Raw genomic sequence first — 25518 nt, 5'->3', positions numbered from 1 at the left:
TAGTTATCTATTTTATATTTCGATATTGACGATTTTTCTTGAAATCATCACTGCGGCTATATATGCAGCAAGGCAGGCGGTCATTATAATTATTCCCGGCAGATTATGATACAGTATGTCAAAAAAGCCCTTGGAAGTAATTTGTATGTATAAAACTATTCCAAACGGAATGACATTCATAATTTTTTGCTCCATCTGCCTTGCCGCCAGCAGCACTTGAATTTCCTTTTCGGTTTCCACCTTTTCATCTATTACCGAAGCGCTCCTCTCTATAATTTCCGTCATATTTCCTCCGCTTCTCTTTGCTACGGCAAAAACCTGAGCAAATTCCAGCACATCCTCTGTCTGACTCCTTTTTGCGAAATCATATAAGAGCTTTTCTAAAATCACGTTATTTCCAAGACCAGCGCCGATGATGTATAGTTCTCTGCAAATAAGACTATTTTTGCCGTATAATAAGACCATATCTGCATATGCCTGTTTAAAGGAATTCTCCACCGAATAGCCAGCCTTTTGGTTTGCCGATACAGACAATATCGCATCCTTAAACTGTATTTGTATTTCCCTCCTTTTCTTCAAAGCTATGGCTTTTTTCTTTTCCTTCATATATAGGAAGAGTAATGGGGAAAGAAAGATTGCCCCCCAAAGAGATCGATAAAAGAAAAGGGCCAGCACCAGAACGAGAACAGTTCCTTCCACAATACCTTTTAAATTATCAAAACCGATTTCTTTTTTATTTGAGAGATATGCCTGCCATTTTAAGCTTTTTAACATGAGTCAGCTCCTCCTTTCTTTTCAGCCTTCCTATTATTCTTCCATCCTTCTCCTCTCCTTCCTCCTCGAAGGAATATAATACCGACAAGCGAATTTCATTGTTTTCATATCCAATTACTTCAACAATTTCCAATACTCTTCTGCTCTTATCTCTAAGCCGGCCCAAATGAACGATGATATCTATACCTGAGGCAATTTGCTGCCTGATTGCCGAAACCGGCAGATCCATTCCCATCAGAACCATGGTCTCAAGCCTGTTCAGCATATCTGCCGAACTGTTAGCATGTCCTGTAGACATGGAACCGTCATGTCCTGTGTTAAGGCACTGCATCATGTCAATTGCTTCCCCTCCCCGTACTTCACCTACAATAATTCTGTCCGGCCTCATGCGAAGACTCGTCTTAATCAAATCTCTTATGGTAATCTCCTTACAGCCCTCTACATTTGCATTTCTGGTTTCCATTTTCACTATGTTCGGAATGTTTTTAATCTGAAGCTCTGCGTTGTCCTCTATGGTAATGATTCTTTCCTCCTGCGGAATATAATAGGAAAGTGCGTTTAAGAACGTTGTTTTTCCTGAGCCGGTTCCCCCGCTGATAAAGATATTGTATTTCGCCTCAACCAGCTTGGCCAGAAATCCGGCAGCTTCTTCCGTCAATGTGCCAAAGGCAAGTAAGTCCTTCATCATAATCGGATTGTCGGGAAATTTTCTTATGGTTACGATGGGACCGTTTAAAGCTACAGGACTTAGAACCACATTGACACGGGAGCCGTTTTGCAGCCTGGCATCTACAATCGGAGACGCTTCATTTACCGTCCGGTTACAGCCTGCTACCATCTGCTGAATGACATCCTCCAGTTTCCCGGCGGACTCGAACTTCATCTCGTAGCGGCATACCCTTCCCCTTCTCTCAATAAATATATCTTCCGGTCCATTAATCATGATTTCTGTGACACTTGTGTCATCTACGAGTTCCTGTAAAACATCCAGCTTCCTTATGGAATAAAAAAGTTCCTGCCTAAGATGCCTTCTCTCCTCCAAATCAATCGGCCGCCGCTTGCTTTCCCCTATTACCAGTTCGTCGATCATATCCTTGATTTCTTCATCCGGTAATTCTCTCGAAAAATCGATTCTTTCTAAAATCATCGCTTTCAGTTTATTTTTTGTTTCATCCTGTCTGCTCATAGATATCTTCCTCGACGATTTTTTTTACGAAGCATGCCAATTCCCCGTGGGTTAACTGCTCCAGGCCATCCGGAAGCCTGTGGAAAACAGGCAGGTTCCATTTTTTTGTCTTAGCCGCCACATCCATGTACTCTGTCATACTCAGCATCGCTTCATACTGTTTCATTTTGGCTGCAGCAAACCCATCCTCCCTCGTTATCGTGTAGACCTTGAAGCATTGCCGCAGAATATTAAAAAGTCCATGCATTTGTTCTGAAAGATCCAAAATCAAGTACTCATAGGAGGAGGCCGCTTCGACTTCCTGAAACAAATGCAGCCATTGTTCCCCTGTCACTCCGCTTAAATCCTGATAGGAAACTACTGGCGGAATGAAGTCCATACCGTTTATCGATTGCACCATTCCCGCCAGGCGATACGCCAACTTTTCTCTTTCGCAGTTGAAATAATACAGCACATCACTAATGTCTACGTTAAATTCCCGATTCAGCAGATAACTTAGTCCTGAATAGTTTTCGAAGTTCATGTATAAGACCTTATGCTTTTTTGCCAATATCTGACCCATGGTAAGAGAAAAAGTAGTTTGCAGGCATCTTCTTATGGGGGTATAATTTCCGATAATCTTCATCGGGTTTCCCGATAGCCGACGCGTAGAGGCCGCTTGCACATTTTCCATACAGCTTTCCATGATTTCACGGAAAATTCCTTCCGCCGACTGATATTTATTAATATTTTTTATTCCGTCACCCGCCTCGTTTCCGCTCTCATTCAAAATAAGGATATGCTCAATCGGAAGCCCCTTTAAATCCTCTTCATAGAGGCTCTCCGCAATGAGCAAAAGCTCAATTTTCGTTTTGCTGCTGAATTTTCTAAGCGCTCTTTCGTTCGTAAAGGCACAAATCGAAAAAGGCAGGAGCTCTCTGTTTTCCAGACATTCTACGAGTCGGTAAAGATATTTCTCCTCCTTATCGCAGACCGCTAAAACTTTTTGATCCATTATAATGTAAATCCCCCTTTTAATAGCATTACGCTGAGCAAAACCGGCAATGCAAAATGTATTTTCCCTTTATTCCTCTCTTTTCTTGCTTTTATTTCTTCAGATCCATTTTTTTGAACAAACTTATTTTTTTGAATTTCATATAGCTTCCATTCTTTACTCTTGAAAACGTCGCAGACATACGACAAAAGATACCTTAACCGCTGCAAAAAGTTTTTCTCTGCAGCCATTTTCAGCAATGAAAAAATAGCTCCTAACAGAAATGATAACATTACACAAACAAAAATCTCTTTTACTGTAAAAAAACTTCCCATTACAGATAACAGCTTCACATCTCCTCCTCCCATGACTCCGATCATAAAAAGCGGGTATAATAGAAAGAAGGGAATAGTCATGGATACGAGGGCCTTTATGGCTCCTTCAAGGCCTCCGTTCCAAATCGCATATGACATTCCTGTCATAAATAAAACAAGAATCCATTCGTTATAGATTTTATCAAAGAAAAAATCCATGATAACCGCTGGCATCAACAATATTAATATTACAAAAATAATACACATCACTCCTTTTTTTGCATACATGTAATATATAAGCGTTTTGAAATTTTGGAACGAATCGGACAACGGAAATCATTTCCTCGTCTTTGTTCCCTGAGATAATTCTTTAAAGAAATATGTTTGAACTGTAAAATGAATTATAATTGTTAAAAATAAGCTTGTCCAGTGCTTTCTATGAAAAAATAAAATTTTGTCACATCTTCACAAAAGGGTGTATAGATTTATCCCGTAAAGCATGATGAGGCCCGGAAAACCGAGGATCCCAGATGTCAAAACTGTAATGGGATTTATACCGATTGCAATGGAAAGACCTTGAGAAACCAGGAAGCCATTTGCGAAAAAAGCTACCGCCGTACCGATTACTGCCCGCAGAATAAAGTTGATGATCCACTCCTTCTTTTTGCGAAATGCACCTATGAGAAGCACAAGAATACACGATGCAGCTATCATGATTGCGCCCATATAATTATCCATTTTTTAATCCTGCTCCTTTCGGCCTCATGCCATGCAAGTTTAGTTCTTTGCTTTACAATATATGACCTGTACTTTTTTCTTATTCCATGAATATTTGCTTTTATAGTGTCTATACTTAGAAAAAGAGGAAATTATTGGAGATATTTTTTTTATGAAAAAGAGGTGTTTGTATGAAAATCTGCTTTAGTCAGGCTATCTATCACAACCAGAACATCAGCGAAAAAGAAATGGAAAGAAACAGTATTTTAGCGGATATCGAAAAAACCCGCTGCGCCTTGGAGGATGCTTACGCCGGTTTTGACAACGTGACCGATCCGGATTTAATCGACTGCTATATATATGAGGTGAACTCTGTTCTGAAAAGATATAAATTCTTATTAGAACAGGCAGCAAAAATTAATTTGCTGCCTGAAGAAGAGCTACACCCTGAACCCGCGGTCAAAGCCTTGATCGGCTAGGTTCTCGTTTAAATTATTTTTACCGTAGGTCAAACCCGCATAAACCGTCTGAACATTTTCCATAACTGGTCCGGAAGTATCCATTTCGCCGAGCTTTTCATAAGCTTTGTGAAGACCTTCTATCACTTTTTCAATGTGATCGAACGGTTCCGTGATATTCCGGACCTCTGCTTTTGCCAGTTCTCTATTCACATATAAATAAAGCTGTAAAAAGTTCATCGCAAGGCTCTGCTCGAAGTTGAGCGAAGTCAAAAGCTCGTTCACACAGCCTCTTGCTTTGCGGATCGCTTCCCTGAATCCCAGTCTATCCTCTTTGGCATGTGCTGCTCTTCCTTCTTCTGCATAAATCAGAATCATTTCATAGAGAATGGTAATGAGCTGAGTCTTGTTCGCCTGTGTTATTTTCAAGGTATATTCCTGTTTCAGTTCTTTCGTCATGAATCCATCCCTCTCCTTACTGCAAAAGCTGCAGTACCTGTGCCGGTCTTTCATTCGCCTGTGCGAGCATGGACATACTAGCCTGAGAAATTACCTGAATGGTCGTATATTCCGTCATTTCCTCAGCCATATCAACATCCATAATTCTGGAATATGCGGCCGTCATATTTTCGCTTGTAATATCCAGACTGCTGATGCTGTGCTCCAGGCGGTTCTGGTATGCGCCGAGCCGGCTTCTTGCGGTGGATATATACTGAATAGCGCCTGAAATGCTGTCGATTGCGTCTACTGCGCTGGCCTGGTCCGCTACGCTGAGGTTCTTGAGTCCCATTTCATCCAAGGATATGGTAGAAATACGGATGTCCAGTGTCTGCCCTTCATTGGAACCGATCTGCATGGTCATCGCACCGATTCCGGTGATATCCAGCTCTACGCCTGTTAATACTTTCGGAGTCGTAATAACATCGCCTGTCAATACATCCCTATCCGGATTTATCTTTACATTAATTTCAAAAGACGGGTCTCCCGCGCTCGTAATCTTAATCGTATTTCCATTTACTTCAGTAACTGCCGCGTCCGTCGGAAATGCAGGAGATCCTGTTTCATTAAGATTATAAATTACAGATGCAGGGTCGATACTTCCATCCGGATTGAAAGTAACAGTCAGATCATCAATTGTATACGCTCCCGGTGTCACTCCATCGGAGTAATATCCCACTTTTGCATCGGCATTGTTTGTATATCCCTTCAAATCGAAGTTGCCATTCAAAAGCGTCTGCCCGTTAAACTGCGTATCCTCTGCAATTCGCGTGATCTCCTGCTTGAGCTGTTTGATCTCTTCTTCTACCGTAGCCCTGTCCACATCGCCCATCGTTCCCGTACTGGCCTTCACGGCTAATTCGTTCATTCTCTGCAAAATGTCATGAACCTCGGCCAAAGCACCGTCAGCCGTCTCGATAACGGAAATCGCATCGCTGCTGTTCTGAGAAGCAACGCCAATGCCTTTAATCTGAGCATTCATCTTTTTACCCATCGCCATGCCTGCCGGATTATCCTTCGCATCCACGATCTTCAGACCTGAGGACAGTTTCTGCAGGGACTGGGAAAGTCTGTCGTCGTTTCTTGTGAGTGCGTTGTTGGCAATCATCGCCTGTGTATTATAGCAAATTTTCATATTTAGGACCTTTCACCTTTCTGTATATAGCTTATATACGTCTTTGCCATCTCATATAATTTCTTAGTAGATACTTCCTGCTTCTGCCCTTCTGTCTCAGGCCCCGGTTCTTTACCGCTCGTTTCGTCGGACTGCAAAGCTCCCGTAATATCCAGCTCCAGGTTGTAAATGAAATTCAAGCTGTTTACATGTATATCGGATTGCTCGAAAGCATTCTTTAGCTTTTCCTCCGATTGCTCCAGAGCCTTAAAACCTTCCTTGTTGTCGCATACCACATACCCCGACATCTGATAATCCGCAGAGGCTTCGTCTGATTCCGGCTGCTTTGTGAGATGGAACCTTGCCAGGACCTTTCCGTAGCTTTCTGTCTGCATGGAAGCCGTCACCCTTCCGCTTTCGTCTCCGCCATGAATGATCCTTAAATTGATAGAAGTCATCTGTCCGTCGATATCTGCCGGCACCTCGTAATTTTCCTCTTTTGCCAGATTGCCTGCAAGAGATATCTGCTTATACATATTGCAGATTTCCCTTATATCGATGTTAACCGCATCTGCCGCATCCTGCTCGTAAACGGCCTTGTCCAGAATCTCCGTAAATACCTGCCCAAGCTTTTCGTAAGCTTTTTTGGCGGATACATCATCCGTCATATTTTCCTGAAGATTATTAACGGCATCCTCAAACTGCTCTGTCTCTCCGGCTTCGGATGCGACATCCTTCATCTTTCCCGCCAGCCTTCCTCTTTCTTTCATCAAAAGTCCGGCTGCCATAAGATTGTTCGCCGTAACCGGCTGGTCGAAGTTAAGCAGCTCCTTTACCACCGCTTCCTCTGTCAGTGCCGCTTCCCGGAGCATACCCATCTGCTGTTTTTGATATTCTCTCTTTACAGCCGGATCCGCCTCCTGATTTTGAAGCAGTGCAGCGAATTCCTCAAGGGTTATATTGTCTGCCATCGCCTGCATGGGCAGCTTTCCGCTTTCCAGGTTGTCCAGAATATGATTGGAAAGCCTTTTATAATAATTCGTTTGACTCGAATTTTCCTTATAGCCGTTTTCGATTTGCTCAGAAATACTCTTGCCCTCATACTCAGACGAAACACCGCCGAAGGAGTCGTTTACCGTCACATCCATTCCATGCTTTTTATTGCTTCTCATGGCGGAGAGAAGATTTTTTACTGTCGGTTCCACCCCTTGATTGATGAGAGTTCCTATCGCTGCACCGTCCGTTTTATCCAATTGGCGGAACAGCCGGTATATTCCAATGTAGGCATCTCTTTCTTCCGATGCGATTTCTTTATTCTTATCTAATTTATATAAAAATTCACTATACTTTTCAACGCTTTGCGTCGGGCTTTGGTCCTTGCTGTCCAAATATGCTTCCAGCTCCTCCATGTTCATGGAAAGAGGATTCATACCGTCCCGAATCATTTCAAGAGCTGACGCAGGTGTCATTTTATTTACTATCCGCTGAATGGTTAAATCCGTTTCCTTTACCGCGGCTATGTTTTCCTCGGAAATCTCCATTTGGTTATATCCCAGAATGCGAACTGCTCGTCTGTTTTCTTCGGATGTCTCCATATTTATGCTCTGTAAAATATCGTCCACATTGCGGAACGCCTTTTTTATAGAATCTCCCATATCCGCCCGAGGGGCCGTCATGAGCGTTTCATAGCTTTCTCCCGCTTTTTCATAAGCGGCACGAAGTGCGCTTCCTTCCGAATATACGGTTTCAAGCGAATAGCCATCCGCAGTGACAGCACCGGTGCTGCCTGATGAACCGGAACCCTGAAGGGCTAATCTGCCTACCGCCGCCGCAGGCATCTGAGGAATCTCTTTTACTTTCGCAAGGGTATCCTCATATATCCCGGCACGCTTGGATGTACTCTGATCATCTCCTCCGAACAATACCTGCTGTCTTTGCCGTTCTGCCGCCTTCAGCTCATCTACAAGCTGCTCCAGCTCTGTGGTATCGATGGTAATCCCGCTTCTTATCAAATGCAAATTGGCCTGTGCGGTCATTTGCAGTCTTATTTCCTCAAGCTGTCTTCTTCCCGCAGTGTTTACTGCATACGACTCCGTGCTGGAAGCTGTTACCCCGGCACTTATCTGAAGCTGCGCCGCCTTTAAGTTACGGAGGTTCAGCGTCTTTCCTTCCGCCGCCACCTTATCCACGGCCTCATCGCTGATGAAGTTCACATCATCTATGTAGCTTTGAGCTTTTTCCAAGTCAGTTCTGTCGTCAGCAAGATTGGCGCTGTTTGCCTTCTTCCCGTTGGCGATAGCCGCTGCTGCCGCCTTGACCACCTCTTCCATGGAGTCAGGAAGCTCCAGATTATCCAAATCATAGTACGATTTCAGAGACTCCTCAGTAAGGGGCATCCCCTTCTCAATCAACCATTTAGCATCCGACATAGTTTCATCAGATATCTCCAGACCCGCATTTTCAATGACCTTCTCCATCTGAGGCGTAAGCTGCTGCCAGTTGAAGGTCTCAGCCTTTTTCGCGTAATAACCTGTTTCATCCTGATAATAGCCCTTGCCCTGCTTTCCCGTATCGGATGTAGCACTGTACTGCGCCTTATATATATTGTCGAGAGTCGGTTCCATATGGTTGCGCACCATATATTTCTTAATGCCGTCACTCAAGTCCTCAAGCTGGGTCGCCGTCTTGCAGGCGCTCATGACATCCTCTACATTTTCTTTCGTAACAGGTATATCATGTTCCTGGAACTGCTTCACCAATTCATTGGCAAAAGACGCGCTCCCGGTAATCTGTGTCAGTGTCTCCACATCAAGATCATCCGTATAGCCCGTAATATTCTTACCGCCCTTAGCGAGGGCCGCCTTTATTTCATCGACAATGGTAACAACAGTCTCTATGTCCGTATCTCCCGGATGATAGCCCTCTTCCTGAAGCCTGGCAAAGTCCTCCTCGGACATAATATTAGACATTACCGCCATATAGTTTTTCTGCGTGGCAATATCAACCTGCCCTGCATCCTGCATAACGTCTTCTGCGGTCTTTCCTTGACCATCATAAGCAGTGTTATCCGTAACTGTACCAGAAATGTCTAATGCAAATGCTCCCCTGCCGCTTGTCTCTTTCACATGGGAACCACTATATGAAGTTGATGTTACCGTCTTGTCTACATTGGAATGGGGTCTTACCCCGTTGTTTTCAAAATTAATATTCATATGCTCATTCCATCCTGAATGCAGATTAAGATAAAAGGATGAATGTATTCTAACATTCATCCTTTATTTCGGCATAAAATATAATTTCCTTAACCTTTTATACATGAATAATATATTTGGCAACAGTAATCAAAAGACAAATACTGCCGCACCATAAGCGGGCAAGTCGAAGGCAATGCTGTAATTCTTATAGTTGACCTGTCCGTTTTCCTCCGTGGCCTGAAGTTCTTTAGGTATGGAATTACCATTTCCTCCAAACCTCTCTTCATCGCTGTTTAAAAGCAGCTTATACTTTTTCTTTTCCGGAACACCGACCATATAGCCGTTCCGGGCCACAGGTGTCATGTTCAGCACGAATAGAAGATTGTTTTTCCCGTCAGAAGCCTTCCGGTAAAAGCTGTAAGTACTCTGCTGCGCGTCATCCGCATTCAGCCACTCGAAGCCCGACCAGTCGTTATCAATCTCATACAGGCACGGATATTTATTATACAGCTTAAGCAATTCCTTCACGTACTCGTGCATTCCCTTATTCAAGGTCTCTTTCAGAAGATACCAGTCCAGCTCTCTTGCCTCGCTCCATTCCCTCTCCTGAGCGAAATCCTGCCCCATAAAGAGCAGCTTCTTGCCGGAATGACCGAACATATATGTATAACCGATGCGCAGATTCGCGTATTTATCCGCCGGGTAACCCGGCATCTTATTTACCATGGAGCATTTTAAATGTACGACCTCATCGTGAGAAAGAGGTAAAATATAATTCTCAGCGCTATTGTAACTCATGGCAAAGGTCATGGCATAGTGGTTATTCTTACGAAACAGCGGATCCAACTTCATATATTCGCAGAAATCGTGCATCCAGCCCATATTCCATTTAAAGCTGAAGCCGAGCCCGTCCTCTTCCACACCGCCGGTCACCTTCGGCCATGCCGTCGATTCCTCCGCGATTGTAAGAAATCCCGGATATGTCCCCAATACTACCGAATTCAGATGCTTAAAGAATTCTATCGCATCCAGATTCTTGTTACCGCCATATTTGTTCGGCAGCCATTGTCCCTCATTCTTGCCGTAATCCAAATACAGCATAGAGGCCACCGCATCCACCCGGATGCCGTCTATATGAAATTCCCTAAGCCAGAATAAAGCGTTGGCAATCAGGAAATTCTTAACTTCTGTCCTTCCGTAATTAAATATCTTCGTTCCCCAGTCAGGATGCTCCCCCAGGCGTTTGTCGGGATGCTCGAAGATACATTGTCCGTCGAACTCCGCCAGACCGTGTGCATCCGTAGCAAAATGCGCCGGTACCCAGTCCAGAATTACCCCTATCCTATGCTTGTGCAGCTTATTGATCAAATACATGAAATCTACAGGCTCCCCATAACGGGAAGTAGGCGCATAATAGCCCGTTACCTGGTATCCCCACGAACCATCGAAGGGATATTCCGCAATACCCATAAGCTCGATATGAGTATACTTCATCTCCTTCAGGTACTCCACGATTTTGTCCGCAAATTCCCTATAATTATAAAAGCCGTCCAGAGTACCGCCGGGATGCTTCATCCACGAACCGATATGGCATTCATAAATGGCCAGAGGCTCCTTTTTATAGTCCTTACCCTCTCTCTCCTTCATCCAGATATCGTCCGTCCATTCAAAACCGGACAAGTCGGTAGTCTTGGATGCATTTCCCGGCCTGAATTCCGCATAATTGGCAAAAGGGTCCGCTTTATATAGCTTTCTGCCGTCCGGCGTCAAAATCAAGAATTTATACAGCTCGTCCACTCCTACTCCGGGAATAAAAAGCGCATGAATGCCGCCCGGACCCAGCCGTCTCATCTCATATTCGTCCTCCTGCCAGCCATTGAAGGTGCCTATAACGAATACCTTCTCCGCATTAGGAGCCCATACCCCGAAAAATGTACCTTTTTCTCCGTTTTCCACGGAAGGGTGTGCCCCCAGCTTTTTATATATATCGTAATGTGTCCCCTGGGCAAAGAGATATTGATCTGCTTCGGAAATAAAAACTTCCTCTTCTATATATTTCGCTTTCTTCTTCGCCGCCATAGGCAACCCCCTTTAATTTAATAGTGCATGAAGTCATTTTCCCGAAGGATGATCATATCCTCTTCGTCATACCTCTTGCCTACAAGAATATCGCACAAGTGCCGCAGGTTCTTCTTGTCTGCAAAATAAATCGCATCGTCCACCAGCTCCTTCACCTCTGCTACAGTCACCTCGTGATCGCTTGTCTGCATATCTGCAATTCTCGTATGGAGTGCCAGTATTCCGAGGTTATCAATAGTATATTCCATCTCCTCCGCATACTGCTTGGCATATTCTACAAGAGCATGGTCGCCAAGAGCCTCGATATCGATTCTGGCATTGAAATTCTCTGACAGTATATGATTCTTTCTCAAGAAAATATTCATTTCATCTTTTTTGCCCTCCATGATAACGAGAAGACCGCTGTTTTCCTTAGACAATGCATTTTTTAAATCCGCTGCCGTAGCACTGGACATTTCCGTGGCACGCTCGATGATAAGTGCTCCGTCGGTCAAGTGCGAAAGAGTTTCCTCCACATTTTTCTTTTTCAGGGTAGCTCCTGAAATCTTAGCCACTTTACCGGAAAAATTGCTGTCCGACATCTGCATCATACGGATAAGGTTCTTCGCCAGTTCGATAGTTCCCGTTCCTTCTTCTCCTGTGATGATCACATTGTCGGTAAATGCATCCATACTCATGGTATCTACTGCCTGTATAATCTGTTCCTTCGCCTTTTTATTATAAATGAAATTACCGAATAGTTCTTTTTCCTCATTGGATAAAGGACGCAGCCTATTAGCATCCTCTACCATGCCTACAACCCTCTCCGCCGTATTTGTCGGCTCCATCCCGAGAGAAACCGTCTCTAAATCGATGATTTGATCCGCATCATTTTTATCCTCTAAAGGGACGGCCTCCGGCACTTGCGTATCTGTCTCTATTTCTTCTAACGCCTGAGGTGTCACCGGTTCTTCCTGCAAGGTAACTGCCTGAGTATCTTCTTCTGACTGAACTGCCGGTTCCTCAACCTCATTATTTTCACTGCCGGTATCCGCATCGTCACTTGTAGACTGCATTGCCGATTTTTCCGCCGCCGCTACCATATCCGATAATCTCGCATCCGGTATTTCCTCAGGACCTGCTGATTTCTTACCGGCTTCCTTTAAAATAGCCTCTACAACAGCTTTTTCCAGATGTTCTAACAAACCTTTTTTGGTAGCTTCATCGAATTCGGAAAACATATTGCCCGTGTGCTGCTCCACACGTCTGCGCACGTCCTCGCTGCGCTTTTCTTTGTTCTCCTTTTTCATCTTCTCCCACTCGGCCATGATATCCGTAATGTTCATCTGACCGGTAATCTGCTTCTCGAGCTGGTTCCCCTCAGGTACTGCCAGGCTAATCTGGCCATCGTATTCCTGGGAAAGCATCTGTTCAAAGCCTGAAGGCTTTATCGTTGCCTTAAGCTGATGAGATGGGATGGGCTGCATAGGCGCAGGCGTGGGCGGAATGGATACGGAAGACACCACTGTCGGGTATATGACTCTTCTTCCCGGATGGAGCTCCTTCGTATCGCTTAAATTACCGGAGCTCACTTCTTTTATATTTATTTCCTTCGTGTCCTCTAAAAGAATGTCCTTTACATCCTCGAAAAATACTTCCTCCATTGCCGTCTGTTCTTCCGCGGACTGTGACTGCGGAGGCTGCGGCGGTATGTCCGAAGCGGAGGGTGAAGGTGCGGCCGGAATATTCTGTACATTTAAAGCAGAATCGTCTGCCGCAGTATTCTGCGCGTCCAAAACAGGATGTATAGCCGCAACATGCGGTACTGCCGGCGTGGACTGTACGGAGGGCTCTGATTCCTCATGAAAAGATGCAAAGTTAACAGAAGAAGTATGAGGTGTTTCCATCGTATTGCTCTGAGCATCTTCGCCCAAAAGCTCTTTCATACTCTTTGCCAGTTCCTTCTGCAGATTAATGGTGTTATATTGTCCTACATCCACCGTCTTTACCCGGAATTCTTCCTCTTCCTCATCGTTGGCATTATTCTGGGCGGTATATTCAGGGAATTCTGCAATCTTAGCACTTTCCTCTTCCTGCTGCTTCTCTCTCGCCGCCAGCTGAGCTTCCTGAATCTCCCTCTCCCGCTTAAACAGAAGATACTTTTCCTGCTGGTCGGGCGTCAGGGTGTGGTGAAGCTGTTTTAATTCCAACGCTTTTATAACGTATCTGCCTTCTCCGAACCAGAGAATCATTTCGTCGCATTCTTCCACGCATTTTGTCTCAAGCCCCACTCTATGATATAAATACGCCAGTTCATATGCCCATTTTTCCCGATAATCCCGCTTCTTGAATTCCTCCAATACAGCGATGCGCTCCTCTAAGCTTACATCCTGCGCCTCATACAGCTTATACTGCAATATATATCTTCCCGTATCCTTAGGCGCAATCTGAACGAATTCTTTATAATACTCGATCGCCTGCACATATTCCCCCATTTTCACGGACAACTCGCACAAAGAATACACAATAAGACGACCGCCCGGATGGCGCTCGTATGCCATTAACAAAATATCTTTACTTTCTTGAAATCGGCGGTTTATCTTGTATAAGTCGCTGATTGTGCAAAGCATCATGACACTCTTGACTCTCCTCCAGTCAATCGTATCAGCAATCTTTACCGCCTCCGCGAATTCTCCCTCCGCGATCAGTGCTTTTATTTCCTCCGCCCGTACTTTATATTCGTACTTATCCAAGGTACTCACCTCATAATTAATTCATTTTTCCCATCTGACAAAAGACAGCATAATATCCCTATTTTCATTTTCTAAGTTTACCATACGAGATAATTAATGTCAAAAAAATATCAGGATTTTTCTCTATATATGGCGATTTTTTTCTAAACTTATCCATATATCTTGTGTTATTTTCCCAAAAAACAAATATTATCGGGAAAGCAGGTTGCTAAGCCGGGCAAACTGCGCCAAAGTAAGCGCTTCTCCCCGAATCGCAGAGGGTAGTTTCATCTCTTCCAGCGCTTTAAGCACATCGGCTTTTCCTGTTTTTAGATTCGTCGCATTGGTAAGACCGTTCACTAACGTTTTGCGTCTCTGGTTAAAGGAGGCACGTATAAGCGAAAACATGAAGTTCTCATCGTCCGCCTCCACCGGAGGCCTTTCGTATCTGGTCAGCTTGATTACCGTGCTTCCTACGCTCGGTTTAGGCATAAAGCAGGTAGGCGGTACCTGAATCATTACTTCCGGCTTCGCATAATACTGCACAGCAAGGGATAGTGCTCCGTAATCCTTCGTTCCGGGACCGACCTGCATGCGGTCCGCCACCTCCTTCTGTACCATAATCGTAATGCTCTCAAGCGGAACATGGCTTTCAAACAGTCCCATAATAATGGGCGTAGTAATATAGTATGGAAGATTTGCAACCACCTTTATGGCCTTTCCTCCATTTTTTTCCTGTACAATACGATTAACATCCACTTTCAGGATGTCCTCATTTATGATCGTTACATTGTCATATTCAGACAAAGTATCGTTAAGTATTGGTATAAGGGCCTTGTCTATCTCCACTGCAACCACTTCTCTCGCGTTCTCCGCCAAATATTGGGTCATCGTTCCGATGCCGGGACCTATTTCCAGCACACAGTCCTCTTTCGTGACTCCGGAGGCTGCTATAATTTTCTCTAATACATGACTATCGATAAGAAAATTCTGTCCGAATTTTTTTTGGAAATTGAAATTATATTTTTTTAGTATTTCTATTGTATTCGTGGGGGTTCCTAAGGTGGTCATCTTTATTCTCCATCATTTAATTATGTTGTTTCATCATATCATCTTACAGTTATATAATAAACAGAAAAAAACTTATCTTCAATATTTTTAGTATTGAGATAAGTTTTACTTTTGATTACCGTTACTGTTCACGACCTTATCAGTAACTAATTACCCACTATACGTTTACCGTCCAATCAGTCCAGCAAGGGCAATTCGATAACGGATTGATAATTCTTGCCCATATAAATATTTTGTCTCGCTTTCTTTGTTTTCATACATTTCGCCCAGTTGCCTGCATAATTACTATGAACTGCATATTGGGGAAAATCAGAAGAAGAAACATCGAGACGAAGACAGGAGCCTTCTTGAAGCTTCCATGCAATATCCCACATCTCCAAATTAATTTCCACCACATTTCCCGGCATATATTTCATTGCTGTGGAAGCATTATTACGGTAAGCAAGAGTGGTAATGCTTCCTCTTATATTCACTGCTTCACCATCCGGAAAAACCTCCGATATTTTTGCAGTAAAAGCTGTGTCCTGTGCATCGGAACTCACATGTAATTTCACATTGATACGACCGCATATAAAAAGCTCCTTTTCTATAGACGGCGATACGAAGCTGATCACATCATCCCTATACCCGCATAACGGTTGAACCAAACTTCCTACACTCTGTGTTGTGTGAAATAAGGATTCCGCACCATGAGAAAATACCGGATTCTCCGGATCATATTCATATTCTATTCTTGCATCCTCACCGGCTTCTTCCCGGAGGCTTAAGGCACCTTGACCTTCCTTGCCTACCGCCAGATAAAAGGTCTTTATTTTGTCGCATATAACAGGATAGTTATTTAAGCTTTCCCACTTATTTTGCCCGATCACATAGAAGGATAGTTTCTTTTCAGGCAATTCTCTTTTTCTGAGCGTCTGCTCAAACCATAAAAAAGGCGAAGAAACGCTGTCATCTTCCAAATCGCTTAAATCATGTTTTGCAACAGCAATTCCATAGCTATGGTTCCAAGGTCCTATCTGCAGCACGCAATGCTCTCTGGTTTCTTCAGGCAGGCTTTGATAACTGACAAGTGCACTTCCCAAATGGTGATCGTACCACCCTTCTCTTATGAAAATCGGGATACTGACCCTGGAAGGGATTTCTTTCAGCTCTTTCCATAGGCCGCTGCTCCAATAGTCGCTCTCTCTGCTCTCATTACATATCCAGTCCTTATACCATGGAAGCTTAGTACCCCACAGCTTCTCATCCACCTTCATCTGCGGTTTAAATCTGCACGACTCCAAATAATCCGCCTCAATTGGCGTTCCCGCATTCTGCATCGCCCAGGCAGTCAGAATATCCTGCCTGAACAAACCGTCTTTATACGCGGATGTATATCTGTCTGTACCATATACGCCTAAATACATGGAGGCCACTTTCCCGGACACCTGATCAGCCATGCACCACCCTGTATAGGCTAAGTAAGAATTTCCCCAATAACCTATAGCTTCTGCAAAGTCTTGAGCCTTAATCCAATTCACCGTATCGATCCCGTCAAGTCTTTCATTTACATTAGGCTCCCATTTACCCTGCGATCCGCCTATGCCCCGGCACCACTGAACAACAAATATATATCCTCTTTTACAATATTCCTGTGCATGTACCTGCAACTCTCTTTCCATATCAGTATAACAGCAGCGCATCAATATTACCGGCGCACTTTTTACATCCTTCGGAAAATGCACATCTGTTTTCAAACATACACCATCCCGCATCGGCAATAATATTTCTCTCACGTCACCTATTTTATGTGTACATGGAGCATCCAGCTGAGTATACAACGAGCATATGTAGTCTGCTTTTTTTATCTCGCTCTGTTCCATAAGCCCTCCGGTTTCTAAATAACTTTTTGTTGTTTTAATTTAGCCAGGTCATCATCGGACATTCCTAAAATGTCTTCATATACATATAAATTATGCTCTCCCAAAAGAGGCGCCGGCACTTTTACTTCCGGCTTTGTATCCGATAGCTTTATCACGCAACCGTTTACCTTCATCGGGCCTATTTCCGGGTGGACCATTTCCACGAACATTTCTCTGTAGTCCGCAATATGTTCATCCTCACTTACCTCTTTCAAATTGTAGACAGGCCCTGCCGGTATTCCTGCCTTTAGAATTAAATCGGTAGCCTCTTTTGCCGTGTAATGACTCAGCCAGTCTTCGATAATTATCTTTAGTTCGGCATTATTTTTTACCCTGTCTTCCATTACGGCAAAACGTTCATCCGTTATTAAATCTATCCTTTCCATCAGCGCACAAAGCTTCTCGTACAGCCCCTGATTGCCGCAAGCTATAATCATTTCCGTGTCCCTCGCATGAAATACATCGTAGGGTGCACAAGGAGCATAACGATTTCCTATTCTTTGCGGAATCTCTCCATTTTCAAAATAGCGCTGTGTAGCGGAATCCAAACTGGACACTACCGAATCCACCAGTGCCACATCTACCATTTGCCCTGCACCGGTAATATTTCTCGCATGCAGTGCACCGAGAATGCCTATGGTCAGATTCAGTCCTCCCAGAACATCCCCCATCGCATTGCCGGCCCGCATGGGCGGGAGTTCGGGATAGCCCGTCAGGCTCATCAATCCACCCATAGCCTGCGCCAATATATCATATCCGGGACGCTGTGAATATGGGCCATAACTTCCGAATCCGGATACGGCAGCATAAATAATCTGATTATTGATCTTCTTCAGGTCTTCATATCCCAGGCCCAATTTATCCATTACCCCGGGACGGAAATTCTCTACTATAACATCTACTTTTTTTACAAGCTTTCTAAAAATCTCTCTTCCTTCTTCCGTTTTAAGGTTGAGGGTAATGCTTTTTTTATTTCTATTAATGTTTGCAAAATACATACTGGAGCCATTTTTGTACGGAGCATAATTTCTAGTATCGTCTCCTTTATCAGGTATTTCCAGCTTAATCACTTCTGCTCCCAAGTCTGCCAAAATCATCGTACTATACGGTCCTGCTACTACTCTTGTAAGATCCAGTACTCTGATATCTTCTAAGGCTTTATGAGTATTCAATTTACATTCCTCCAGTTTCTGTTACTTTAATAATTTATCATCCACTTCTATTTTCATTCTCATAAATGCGGAACCCATGGACTTTCCTAAGCTGTCCAAGCGAAGAGAATGTGTTGCACCACCGCCCAGCGCATGCTTCATGACGAAATTAAATCCATTTAACGAAGCGACTTCGTATCTTGTAATATCTCCTTTTACCATATCCCCAAAATGCTCTCTTACCTTCTCTACCGTTACCTCATTTTTGATTGTTTCATAGAATTTAGGATCTCTTGCAAAAACACAGACATTACTGGTATCTCCTTTGTCACCAGAGCGCCCGTGAGCAATGTCGTTTAAATATAACAGTGCCATTATTTCACCTCCAGAATGTGTGAATGCAATTGTAAAGTGTCTCTTGGAATCAATGTTGGCCATAAACCTATTACTTCCTGCACTTTAGCCCGTCCGCCGAAAAAACTTGCTCCCGGAGGTCCGTTCAGTTGCAGCGGAGAAATCTCGGGAATTATTTTTGCGGCTTCTGCTTTTTCTTTCGTACGTATAGCAATTCTAAGCACAACCTCATTCATATTTTTAAGCATTTCCGGATTCATATTCGCCACGCCTAAGTGCAATGCGTTTACTCCCAAATAATCAATACGGATTTCTTCAGCCACAAGACCCTTTCTTTTCATTTTCTTCATAAGAATGTCTGCGGTATATTGGGCTTTCTCATAGGCATCGGGCCAGGCAAAGCTCAAATAAGTAGCCACCTTATAGCCTGCATGATAACCGATACACAATTTAACCGTATCCGGTCGTTTTTTGCCTTTAATTCCTTCTACCTTTACTCTGTTATCTCCGGCATTCGTCAGAGTCGCATGGCTGATATCTACATTTACGTCCGGAGTAAGATAGTTTGCAGGGTCCAAAACCTCATACAGAAATTGTTCCTTGCAGGATTGCTCACATATAATTCCTCCGCAATCCGGTGCCTTGGTTATGTACATTTCATTATCGGATAGCTCTACAATCGGAAATCCTAATTCGTCCATTCGGGGAACACTTTTCCAATCGTACATATAGTTGCCGCCCGCTCCCTGACCTCCGCATTCCAAAAGATGACCGGTCATAATTCCTCTAGCGAGATTATCGTAATCATCCGGTGCCCAGCCGAATTCATACATCATAGGTGATAAAAAGAGAGCTGAGTCCGTTGCCCTTCCTGTAATTACCATGTCTGCTTCTTGATTCAGACACTCTAATATAGGTTCATGCCCATAGTAGACATTAGCGTTCACGATTTTATCTTTAATTTCATTAAAATCACCCACGTCGTCCATATTTTGAAACCCGATTCCCTGCTTCATCATTTCCGGTATACGCGCAAGCATGTCATCGCCGGTTACATAGCCAATCTTGAATTTTTCCACACCCTGCTCTTTTAATGTCTCACTCACTTCTTTTACACAGCCGTCAATATTCATTCCGCCTGCATCCGTGAGGATTTTTATATTTTTTTCATAGGCCTCTTTACCGATTTCTTTCACCAGTCCAACAAAATCTCTGGCATAACCCATAGCCGGATTTTTCAACTTCTGGCGCTGCATAATGGAAAGGGTAAGCTCCGCCAGATAATCGCATCCCAAATAATCGATATCCGAATGACGAACCATATGTATTGCAGCGTCGTTGCTATCGCCCCAAAAACCTTGTCCTCCGCCTATTTTCACTTTTTTACTCATTATTTTCCTCCCATCTATTCATAAAGGGTACATGCTACAAAATGTCCCGGCTCTATCTCTCGAAGCGGAATGTCTTTTCCGGTACAACACTCTCTCGCCTTTGGGCAGCGCGCAGCAAAACGGCAACCCGCCTTTGGCTCGATAGGACTTGTGAGTTCTCCCCGCATTACTTCCGTCTGAAGCTTTTTGGCAGTCAGCTTCGGAACGGGAACCGCATCCAAAAGTCCTTTCGTATAAGGATGCAGGGGGGTACCGAATAAGTCCTTTGTTACAGCATATTCTACGCATTGCCCGAGGTACATGACCGCTATTTCATGGCTGATATGTTTTACTACACTGAGATCATGTGTTATAAATATATAGGTCAGTTCCTTTTCTTCCTGAAGATCCATCAGAAGATTTAATACCTGAGCCTGAATAGATACATCAAGAGCAGACACCGGTTCATCACATACAATAAATTCGGGATCCATTGCTAGTGCCCGTCCTATGCCGATCCTCTGGCGTCTTCCGCCATCCAGCTCATGGGAATAGCTATCCGCATATCGTTTGGATAAACCTACCGTATCCATAATCTCTAAAACTTTTTCATTATATTCTTCTTTCGTCCTGCATACTTTATATACTTTTAACGGTTCCCCGATTAAATCCCTCACCGACATTCTGGGATCCAGAGAGGCAGACGGATCCTGAAAGATCATTTGCATTTTTTTCCGTATTTCTTTTAATTTATCAGGATTATATTTCGTTATATCCTGACCATCATAAATGATTTGCCCATCCGTAGCCTCATGTAAGTGAAGAAGTGTTCTTCCCAGTGTCGATTTACCGCAGCCCGATTCGCCTACTACGCCGAGAGTAGTTCCTTTTTTTACACGAAAGTTAATCCCGTCCACCGCATGCAGCATACCTTTCGATGTTTTAAAATATTTTTTTAGATTATTTACTTCGATCAATACTTTTTCACTCATGATTCATTTCCTCCGGTACCTTTTATATCTTTATCCTCATATAAAAAGCACTTTATAAAATGCGACTTTTCCACTTCTACCATCCGGGGATTTTCTTTGCATTCTTCGGTGGAATGCTTACATCTGCCTGCAAAACGACAGCCATCCAATTTGACGGTCGGATCCGGCACCATTCCTTCAATTGTCTCAAGCCTCCTCGTTTCTTCATCCAATTTGGGAATTGCAAGAAACAGTCCTCTTGTATAAGGATGTAAAAATTTGCCCTCAAATATATGCTCTGCACAGCCGTACTCGATAATTTCTCCCGCATACATAACCGCCACTTTTTCACATGTCTGGGCAACTACGCCTAAATCATGTGTAATCAGGATCATTGCCGTTTTCAGACGCTTCTGCAAATCGCTGATCAGTCCGAGCATCTGTGCCTGTATGGTTACATCCAAAGCAGTAGTAGGTTCATCGGCCAGAATCAGTTTCGGTTCGCACACCAAAGCAATAGCAATGACAATTCTTTGCTTCATTCCTCCGGAAAACTCATGAGGATATTCATTTTTTCTATTTGCCGGAATACCCACCATTTCCATCATTTCATCTACAGATTTATCCAGATCCTTATTTGTCATATTTTTATTATGAATCTTAAGTACTTCCTTAATCTGGTCACCGACTGTAATTACGGGGTTAAGACTGGACATAGGATCCTGAAATATCATAGACACCGCATTCCCCCTTAAATTACGAACTTCCTCCTCCGGAAGGTTGAGCATATCATGCCCATCCAGATATATTTCGCCGGACGTCACTTCTCCGATTCCTTCCGGCAAAAGGCGCATAATACTCAATGCGGTTGTTGTTTTACCCGCACCGGTTTCGCCGACCAGCCCCAGCGTCTCACCATATTCCAGCGATAAATCCATCCCATTTACAGCATAAACCGTTGCGATTTCCGTATTGTATTCAATGCTGAGGTTCTTAACTTCAAGAAGCTTGTCTGCCATAGCTCAATTCCTTTCTGTTGCTTTTTCTAACCACTTTTTTTCTGCCCAATGTACCCCTCAGTTTAGGGTCTAACGCATCTCGGAGCGCATCGCCTACCATGTTAAAGCAAAGAACAACTATCATAATGAAAATTCCGGGCGCGATTGCAATAACAGGTGCGGAGTTCATAAACTTATAGCCATCGTTTACCATGCTTCCCCAACTCGATGTAGGAGGATTGATTCCCATTCCCAGGAAGCTTAATGCCGCTTCGTTCAATATTGCGTTTCCTAGATTCATGGTCATCAAAACAATATTGGAGGATACGCAGTTAGGTAAAAAGTGTACAAAAGCATTTCTGAACTTGGAAGCACCGCATAAAGTACCGGCAGTAACATAGTCCATTTCCCTTACCGTAAGAACTTGCCCTCTCGTAACCCGCGCATAACTGGGTATCATACAGATACCTATCGCCAGGCAAATATTCCCCAGACCTTTTCCAAAAATACTTCCCAGAAAAAGAGCAAGTATAATCATTGGAACAGACATCATGGCATCCATGATTCTCATAATAACCGCATCGATAATACCTCCGGCCATTCCTGCAATGAGGCCGAGCAGCATACCGAAACCTCCCGCTATGACAACAGAGACCAGACCAACTGTAAAAGAAACTCTTCCTCCATAAATAATGCGCGAAAAGACATCGCGTCCCATGGAGTCTGTTCCGAATATATGCTCAGGCGACATTCCCTTAAGCATATTCAGCAAATCCTGCTTATTGGGGTCGTAAGGTGCAACAATAGGGGCAAATACAGCCATCAGCATTAATAATGCTAAAATTATCAAGCACGCAACCACTGATTTTCTGGCAAACAGAACGCGGATAATTCTGGAATTATTAATTTTACTTATTAACTTCTTATTCATTCCATTTCTCTCCTATCTCCATATCGATTTATGTATTCCTGATTCTGGGGTCAATTACTCCATACAGAATATCAACCAGCAGATTACAGATAGCTACCGCAATCGAAATAATCAATACTCCGTTTTCAACTACCATAAAGTCTTTTCCCTGAATGGATGTAATCATTAAATTCCCCAGACCCGGAACAACAAAAATGCTTTCTACCAGAACAGTACCGCCGATCATTCCGCCAAGCTGTACGCCCATAATAGTTATAATGGGGATAAGCGCATTTCTTAATTGGTGTTTGAACGTAATCGCTCTTTGACCCAGGCCCTTGGCTCTGGCCGTGGTAACATAATCCTGGCGAATTACTTCTAACATAGAGGACCTTGTTTGTCTGGTAAATTGAGCTAACGGTCCCATGGCCAAAACAGTCATAGGCATAATCAGGTGAATGGCCCAATCTCCGGCGCCTTCTTCGAATGCCGAATATCCCGACGTCGGCAGGATGCCTAATTTTAAACCGAAAAGCAATATAAGGAGCATGCCGAACCAGAACATAGGCATGGACATTCCGATATTCGCAAAAAAGGAAATGGCCGAATCAATTCTTGTGCCTCTTTTCTTCGCCGCGATAATTCCCAATATGATTCCCAATATGACTGCCATAAAAAAAGCCGGAAACACAACCGATAAAGTGACGCTCAATCGCGAAAAAATAATATCGGAGATTTCTTTTTGCAAAGCGACGGAACGTCCCATCTGCCCATGAAAAAGACCCTGTATCCACATAAAATACTGTATGAGCACCGGTTTATCGTAACCGAACTGCTTTGTATAATATTCAATTTGATCTTCAGTAGCATTTGCTCCCAGAAAGTTGACAATCGGGTCTCCGGGCACCAACTGCATAAGCAAAAAGACAAGCAGTGTTACGATAAAAATCACTATCACTGATTGAAAAATTCTTTTTATAATCATTTTTATTAATTTATTTTGCACGTGAAACCCTCCAGTTTATATGAGAGGACGCTTTATGAGGCGTCCTCTTCATAACCATTTCGATACTTTTATTTATTTAACCAGCAGTTTTCAATATTCCAGGTATTGGAGTTGCAAACACCCGTTGCATCGTCAATTACATAATCGTATTTAATATTGGGTTCATTTTGTACAAACAAAGGCTTACCGAACAAAGCCAATCCTGTTTCTCCGTCATACATTAACTTCTGCATATCCCATTCAAGCTTCACTTTCTCTTCCTCAGAAGGAGCGGTGCGGATTGCTTCCAGTAAATCTAAAGCTTCCTGGGGATGCTGGATTCCTTTTGCATAGAATGCACCGTCTACATCGAGATGGCGTCCCATATATAATCCGAGATCAGGTCCTATTGATGCAAAATGTCCCATGATTCCTTCCCATGCGCCTGTCTGATACAAACTGCTCCCTGTACTTTCATCCACCAAGTTGATTTCACAGCGGATTCCAACCTCAGAAAGCATATTGGCAGCTGCCGTAAACATATCTTTGCTTCCCGCATCCGTTGTTAAAATTGTATCAAAACCATCCGGATATCCTGCTTCCGCCAAAAGTGCTTTTGCCTTTTCCGGATCATAGCCGAAACTCGTTAAATCCTTATTATATGTAATTGCATCTCTGGAGGCCCATTGATCGGTGGTTTCTATCAAACCATATCCCAAAGCGGTACAAAGAGTTTCCGTGTCAATGGCATAACACATGGCCTGTCTAACCTTTTCATCTGCAAAAGGCGTATTTTCCCGTGCACTGTTAGGAATTAAGCCGGTCATAATGAGACCTTGTCCCGATGTATTCTTATTAACTACATATTTGCCCGTATTGATCAGGTCATTAGCAACCGTCAAATTATTCATATGTACGATATCATATTCTCCGGCTGCAAATGCGGAAGAACGCGTTGTAGGCTCAGCAACTACATCGATGACAACTCCATCCAAATACGGCTTCCCTTCCTGTCTGTAATTTTCATTCTTGGTATATTCCGTTTTTACATTAGGTTCAAACTTCGTTACTTGGAACGGACCTGTTCCGCATGATGAATTCCTTAAAGTATCCACATCTTCCAAGGCTTTCGGAGACATATAATATACGAAAAATCCCACAGACTCTAAAGTGGAGGAGCTCCATGAATTCAACACCATTTTAATATGCGTATCATCGATCACTTCACAGCTCTTGATATTTGCCACCTCGTTACGCTGGCAGCTCTGGTATTCTTCAATGTTTCTTTTTACCGCTTCGGCATTAAAGGGTTCGCCGTCGGCAAAGGTTACATTTTCCTTTAACGTCCATGTGATACTGGGCTCGTTGGCATCCGGCAGCCATTCTTCCGCCAGCTTGGGAATAATATTTCCTGCCTCATCATAATAAATTAAAGATTCATAGGCAGTTGTCAAATAAAGCAAGCCTGCATTATTGGTAATTTCAGGCGTATAACCCGGCGTTGCACAAGAAATATGGGTCGCCAGCCTTAATGTACCGCCGTATTTGGGATCTCCCAGATCCTGTACTGCTTCAGAATCCGCCGCAGCGTTTTCATCAGTTTCTCCTGAGGCATCCGTCTGTTGTCCATCTGTTTGTGTTGCTTCCTCTGTTTGAGCGGTTTCATTACTTGTGGCAGAATTGCTTCCACAGCCCACAAGCAAAGAAGATACAAGCGCCATACAAAGAATCGAACTTAAAAATCTCTTTTTCATATAACCTCTCCTTTTATTATATTATGCACTTTGTA

General features: G+C 43.4%; 21 protein-coding genes. 1 reads left to right on the top strand and 20 read right to left on the bottom strand.

Annotation, left to right across the window (positions count from 1 at the left end; genetic code table 11):
* Positions 1–12: 12 nt before the first annotated feature.
* From V6984_RS00420 to V6984_RS00400, 5 genes are all read right to left on the bottom strand, one after another.
* Entirely contained in the window at positions 13–774 is a 762-nt protein-coding gene (locus V6984_RS00420; protein ID WP_342757865.1) for a type II secretion system protein F, read from the bottom strand.
* Positions 734–1960, bottom strand: coding sequence for a CpaF family protein (locus V6984_RS00415; RefSeq protein ID WP_342757864.1), 1227 nt, complete (start codon positions 1958–1960; stop codon positions 734–736). Before V6984_RS00415 ends, V6984_RS00420 begins: the two co-directional genes overlap by 41 nt.
* Positions 1944–2954 carry a hypothetical protein gene (locus V6984_RS00410; RefSeq protein ID WP_342757863.1) on the bottom strand — a complete coding sequence of 337 codons (1011 nt, stop codon included), beginning with the start codon at positions 2952–2954 and terminating at the stop codon, positions 1944–1946. The genes V6984_RS00415 and V6984_RS00410 overlap by 17 nt, the downstream gene beginning before the upstream one ends.
* Positions 2954–3466, bottom strand: coding sequence for an A24 family peptidase (locus V6984_RS00405; protein WP_342760071.1), 513 nt, complete (start codon positions 3464–3466; stop codon positions 2954–2956). The genes V6984_RS00410 and V6984_RS00405 overlap by 1 nt, the downstream gene beginning before the upstream one ends.
* Positions 3467–3712: 246 nt before the next feature.
* Positions 3713–3985: a pro-sigmaK processing inhibitor BofA family protein gene (locus tag V6984_RS00400; RefSeq protein WP_342757862.1), complete on the bottom strand. Its 273-nt coding sequence runs from the start codon at positions 3983–3985 to the stop codon at positions 3713–3715.
* A gap of 170 nt (positions 3986–4155) precedes the next feature.
* Here V6984_RS00400 and V6984_RS00395 point away from each other — a divergent pair, with 170 nt between their 5' ends.
* The gene (locus V6984_RS00395) at positions 4156–4443 is read left to right on the top strand and encodes a DUF2508 family protein (protein WP_342757861.1); all 288 of its coding nucleotides are present in this window, start codon (positions 4156–4158) and stop codon (positions 4441–4443) included.
* On the opposite strand, the gene V6984_RS00390 is transcribed toward V6984_RS00395, so the two are convergent.
* From V6984_RS00390 to V6984_RS00320, 15 genes are all read right to left on the bottom strand, one after another.
* Positions 4405–4881: a flagellar protein FliS gene (locus tag V6984_RS00390; RefSeq protein WP_342757860.1), complete on the bottom strand. Its 477-nt coding sequence runs from the start codon at positions 4879–4881 to the stop codon at positions 4405–4407. The two genes, V6984_RS00395 and V6984_RS00390, sit on opposite strands and share 39 nt — an antisense overlap.
* 16 nt (positions 4882–4897) lie before the next feature.
* On the bottom strand, positions 4898–6055 hold the full coding sequence (locus tag V6984_RS00385) for a flagellin (protein ID WP_342757859.1): 1158 nt from the start codon (positions 6053–6055) through the stop codon (positions 4898–4900).
* A gap of 2 nt (positions 6056–6057) precedes the next feature.
* Complete coding sequence (locus tag V6984_RS00380) at positions 6058–9246, bottom strand: DUF6240 domain-containing protein (RefSeq protein WP_342757858.1); 3189 nt, start codon at positions 9244–9246, stop codon at positions 6058–6060.
* 129 nt (positions 9247–9375) lie between these two features.
* On the bottom strand, positions 9376–11307 hold the full coding sequence (gene glgB, locus V6984_RS00375) for a 1,4-alpha-glucan branching protein GlgB (protein ID WP_342757857.1): 1932 nt from the start codon (positions 11305–11307) through the stop codon (positions 9376–9378).
* A 17-nt stretch (positions 11308–11324) separates the two neighbouring features.
* Complete coding sequence (locus tag V6984_RS00370; RefSeq protein ID WP_342757856.1) at positions 11325–14039, bottom strand: hypothetical protein; 2715 nt, start codon at positions 14037–14039, stop codon at positions 11325–11327.
* Between the two features lie 189 nt (positions 14040–14228).
* Entirely contained in the window at positions 14229–15089 is an 861-nt protein-coding gene (gene rsmA, locus V6984_RS00365) for a 16S rRNA (adenine(1518)-N(6)/adenine(1519)-N(6))-dimethyltransferase RsmA (RefSeq protein ID WP_342757855.1), read from the bottom strand.
* Between the two features lie 176 nt (positions 15090–15265).
* Positions 15266–16951 (bottom strand): CocE/NonD family hydrolase, encoded by a 1686-nt coding sequence (locus V6984_RS00360; RefSeq protein ID WP_342757854.1) that lies wholly within the window; start codon positions 16949–16951, stop codon positions 15266–15268.
* Between the two features lie 14 nt (positions 16952–16965).
* Positions 16966–18162 (bottom strand): CoA transferase, encoded by a 1197-nt coding sequence (locus V6984_RS00355; RefSeq protein ID WP_342757853.1) that lies wholly within the window; start codon positions 18160–18162, stop codon positions 16966–16968.
* Between the two features lie 21 nt (positions 18163–18183).
* Complete coding sequence (locus tag V6984_RS00350) at positions 18184–18516, bottom strand: AtuA-related protein (protein ID WP_342757852.1); 333 nt, start codon at positions 18514–18516, stop codon at positions 18184–18186.
* Positions 18516–19886 (bottom strand): acyclic terpene utilization AtuA family protein, encoded by a 1371-nt coding sequence (locus V6984_RS00345; protein ID WP_342757851.1) that lies wholly within the window; start codon positions 19884–19886, stop codon positions 18516–18518. The genes V6984_RS00350 and V6984_RS00345 overlap by 1 nt, the downstream gene beginning before the upstream one ends.
* 14 nt (positions 19887–19900) lie before the next feature.
* Positions 19901–20857: an oligopeptide/dipeptide ABC transporter ATP-binding protein gene (locus V6984_RS00340; protein ID WP_342757850.1), complete on the bottom strand. Its 957-nt coding sequence runs from the start codon at positions 20855–20857 to the stop codon at positions 19901–19903.
* Positions 20854–21855, bottom strand: coding sequence for an ABC transporter ATP-binding protein (locus V6984_RS00335; protein WP_342757849.1), 1002 nt, complete (start codon positions 21853–21855; stop codon positions 20854–20856). The genes V6984_RS00340 and V6984_RS00335 overlap by 4 nt, the downstream gene beginning before the upstream one ends.
* Positions 21836–22765, bottom strand: a complete 930-nt coding sequence (locus tag V6984_RS00330) for an ABC transporter permease (RefSeq protein ID WP_342757848.1) — start codon at positions 22763–22765, stop codon at positions 21836–21838. The genes V6984_RS00335 and V6984_RS00330 overlap by 20 nt, the downstream gene beginning before the upstream one ends.
* A gap of 28 nt (positions 22766–22793) precedes the next feature.
* On the bottom strand, positions 22794–23750 hold the full coding sequence (locus tag V6984_RS00325; protein WP_342757847.1) for an ABC transporter permease: 957 nt from the start codon (positions 23748–23750) through the stop codon (positions 22794–22796).
* A 68-nt stretch (positions 23751–23818) separates the two neighbouring features.
* Entirely contained in the window at positions 23819–25483 is a 1665-nt protein-coding gene (locus V6984_RS00320; protein ID WP_342757846.1) for an ABC transporter substrate-binding protein, read from the bottom strand.
* Positions 25484–25518: the final 35 nt, after the last annotated feature.

The organism is Kineothrix sp. IPX-CK (assembly GCF_039134705.1).
GTDB lineage: Bacteria > Bacillota > Clostridia > Lachnospirales > Lachnospiraceae > Kineothrix > Kineothrix sedimenti.
The sequence above is the reverse complement of the archived record's forward strand: the minus strand, read 5'-3'. Positions and strand labels throughout refer to the sequence as shown.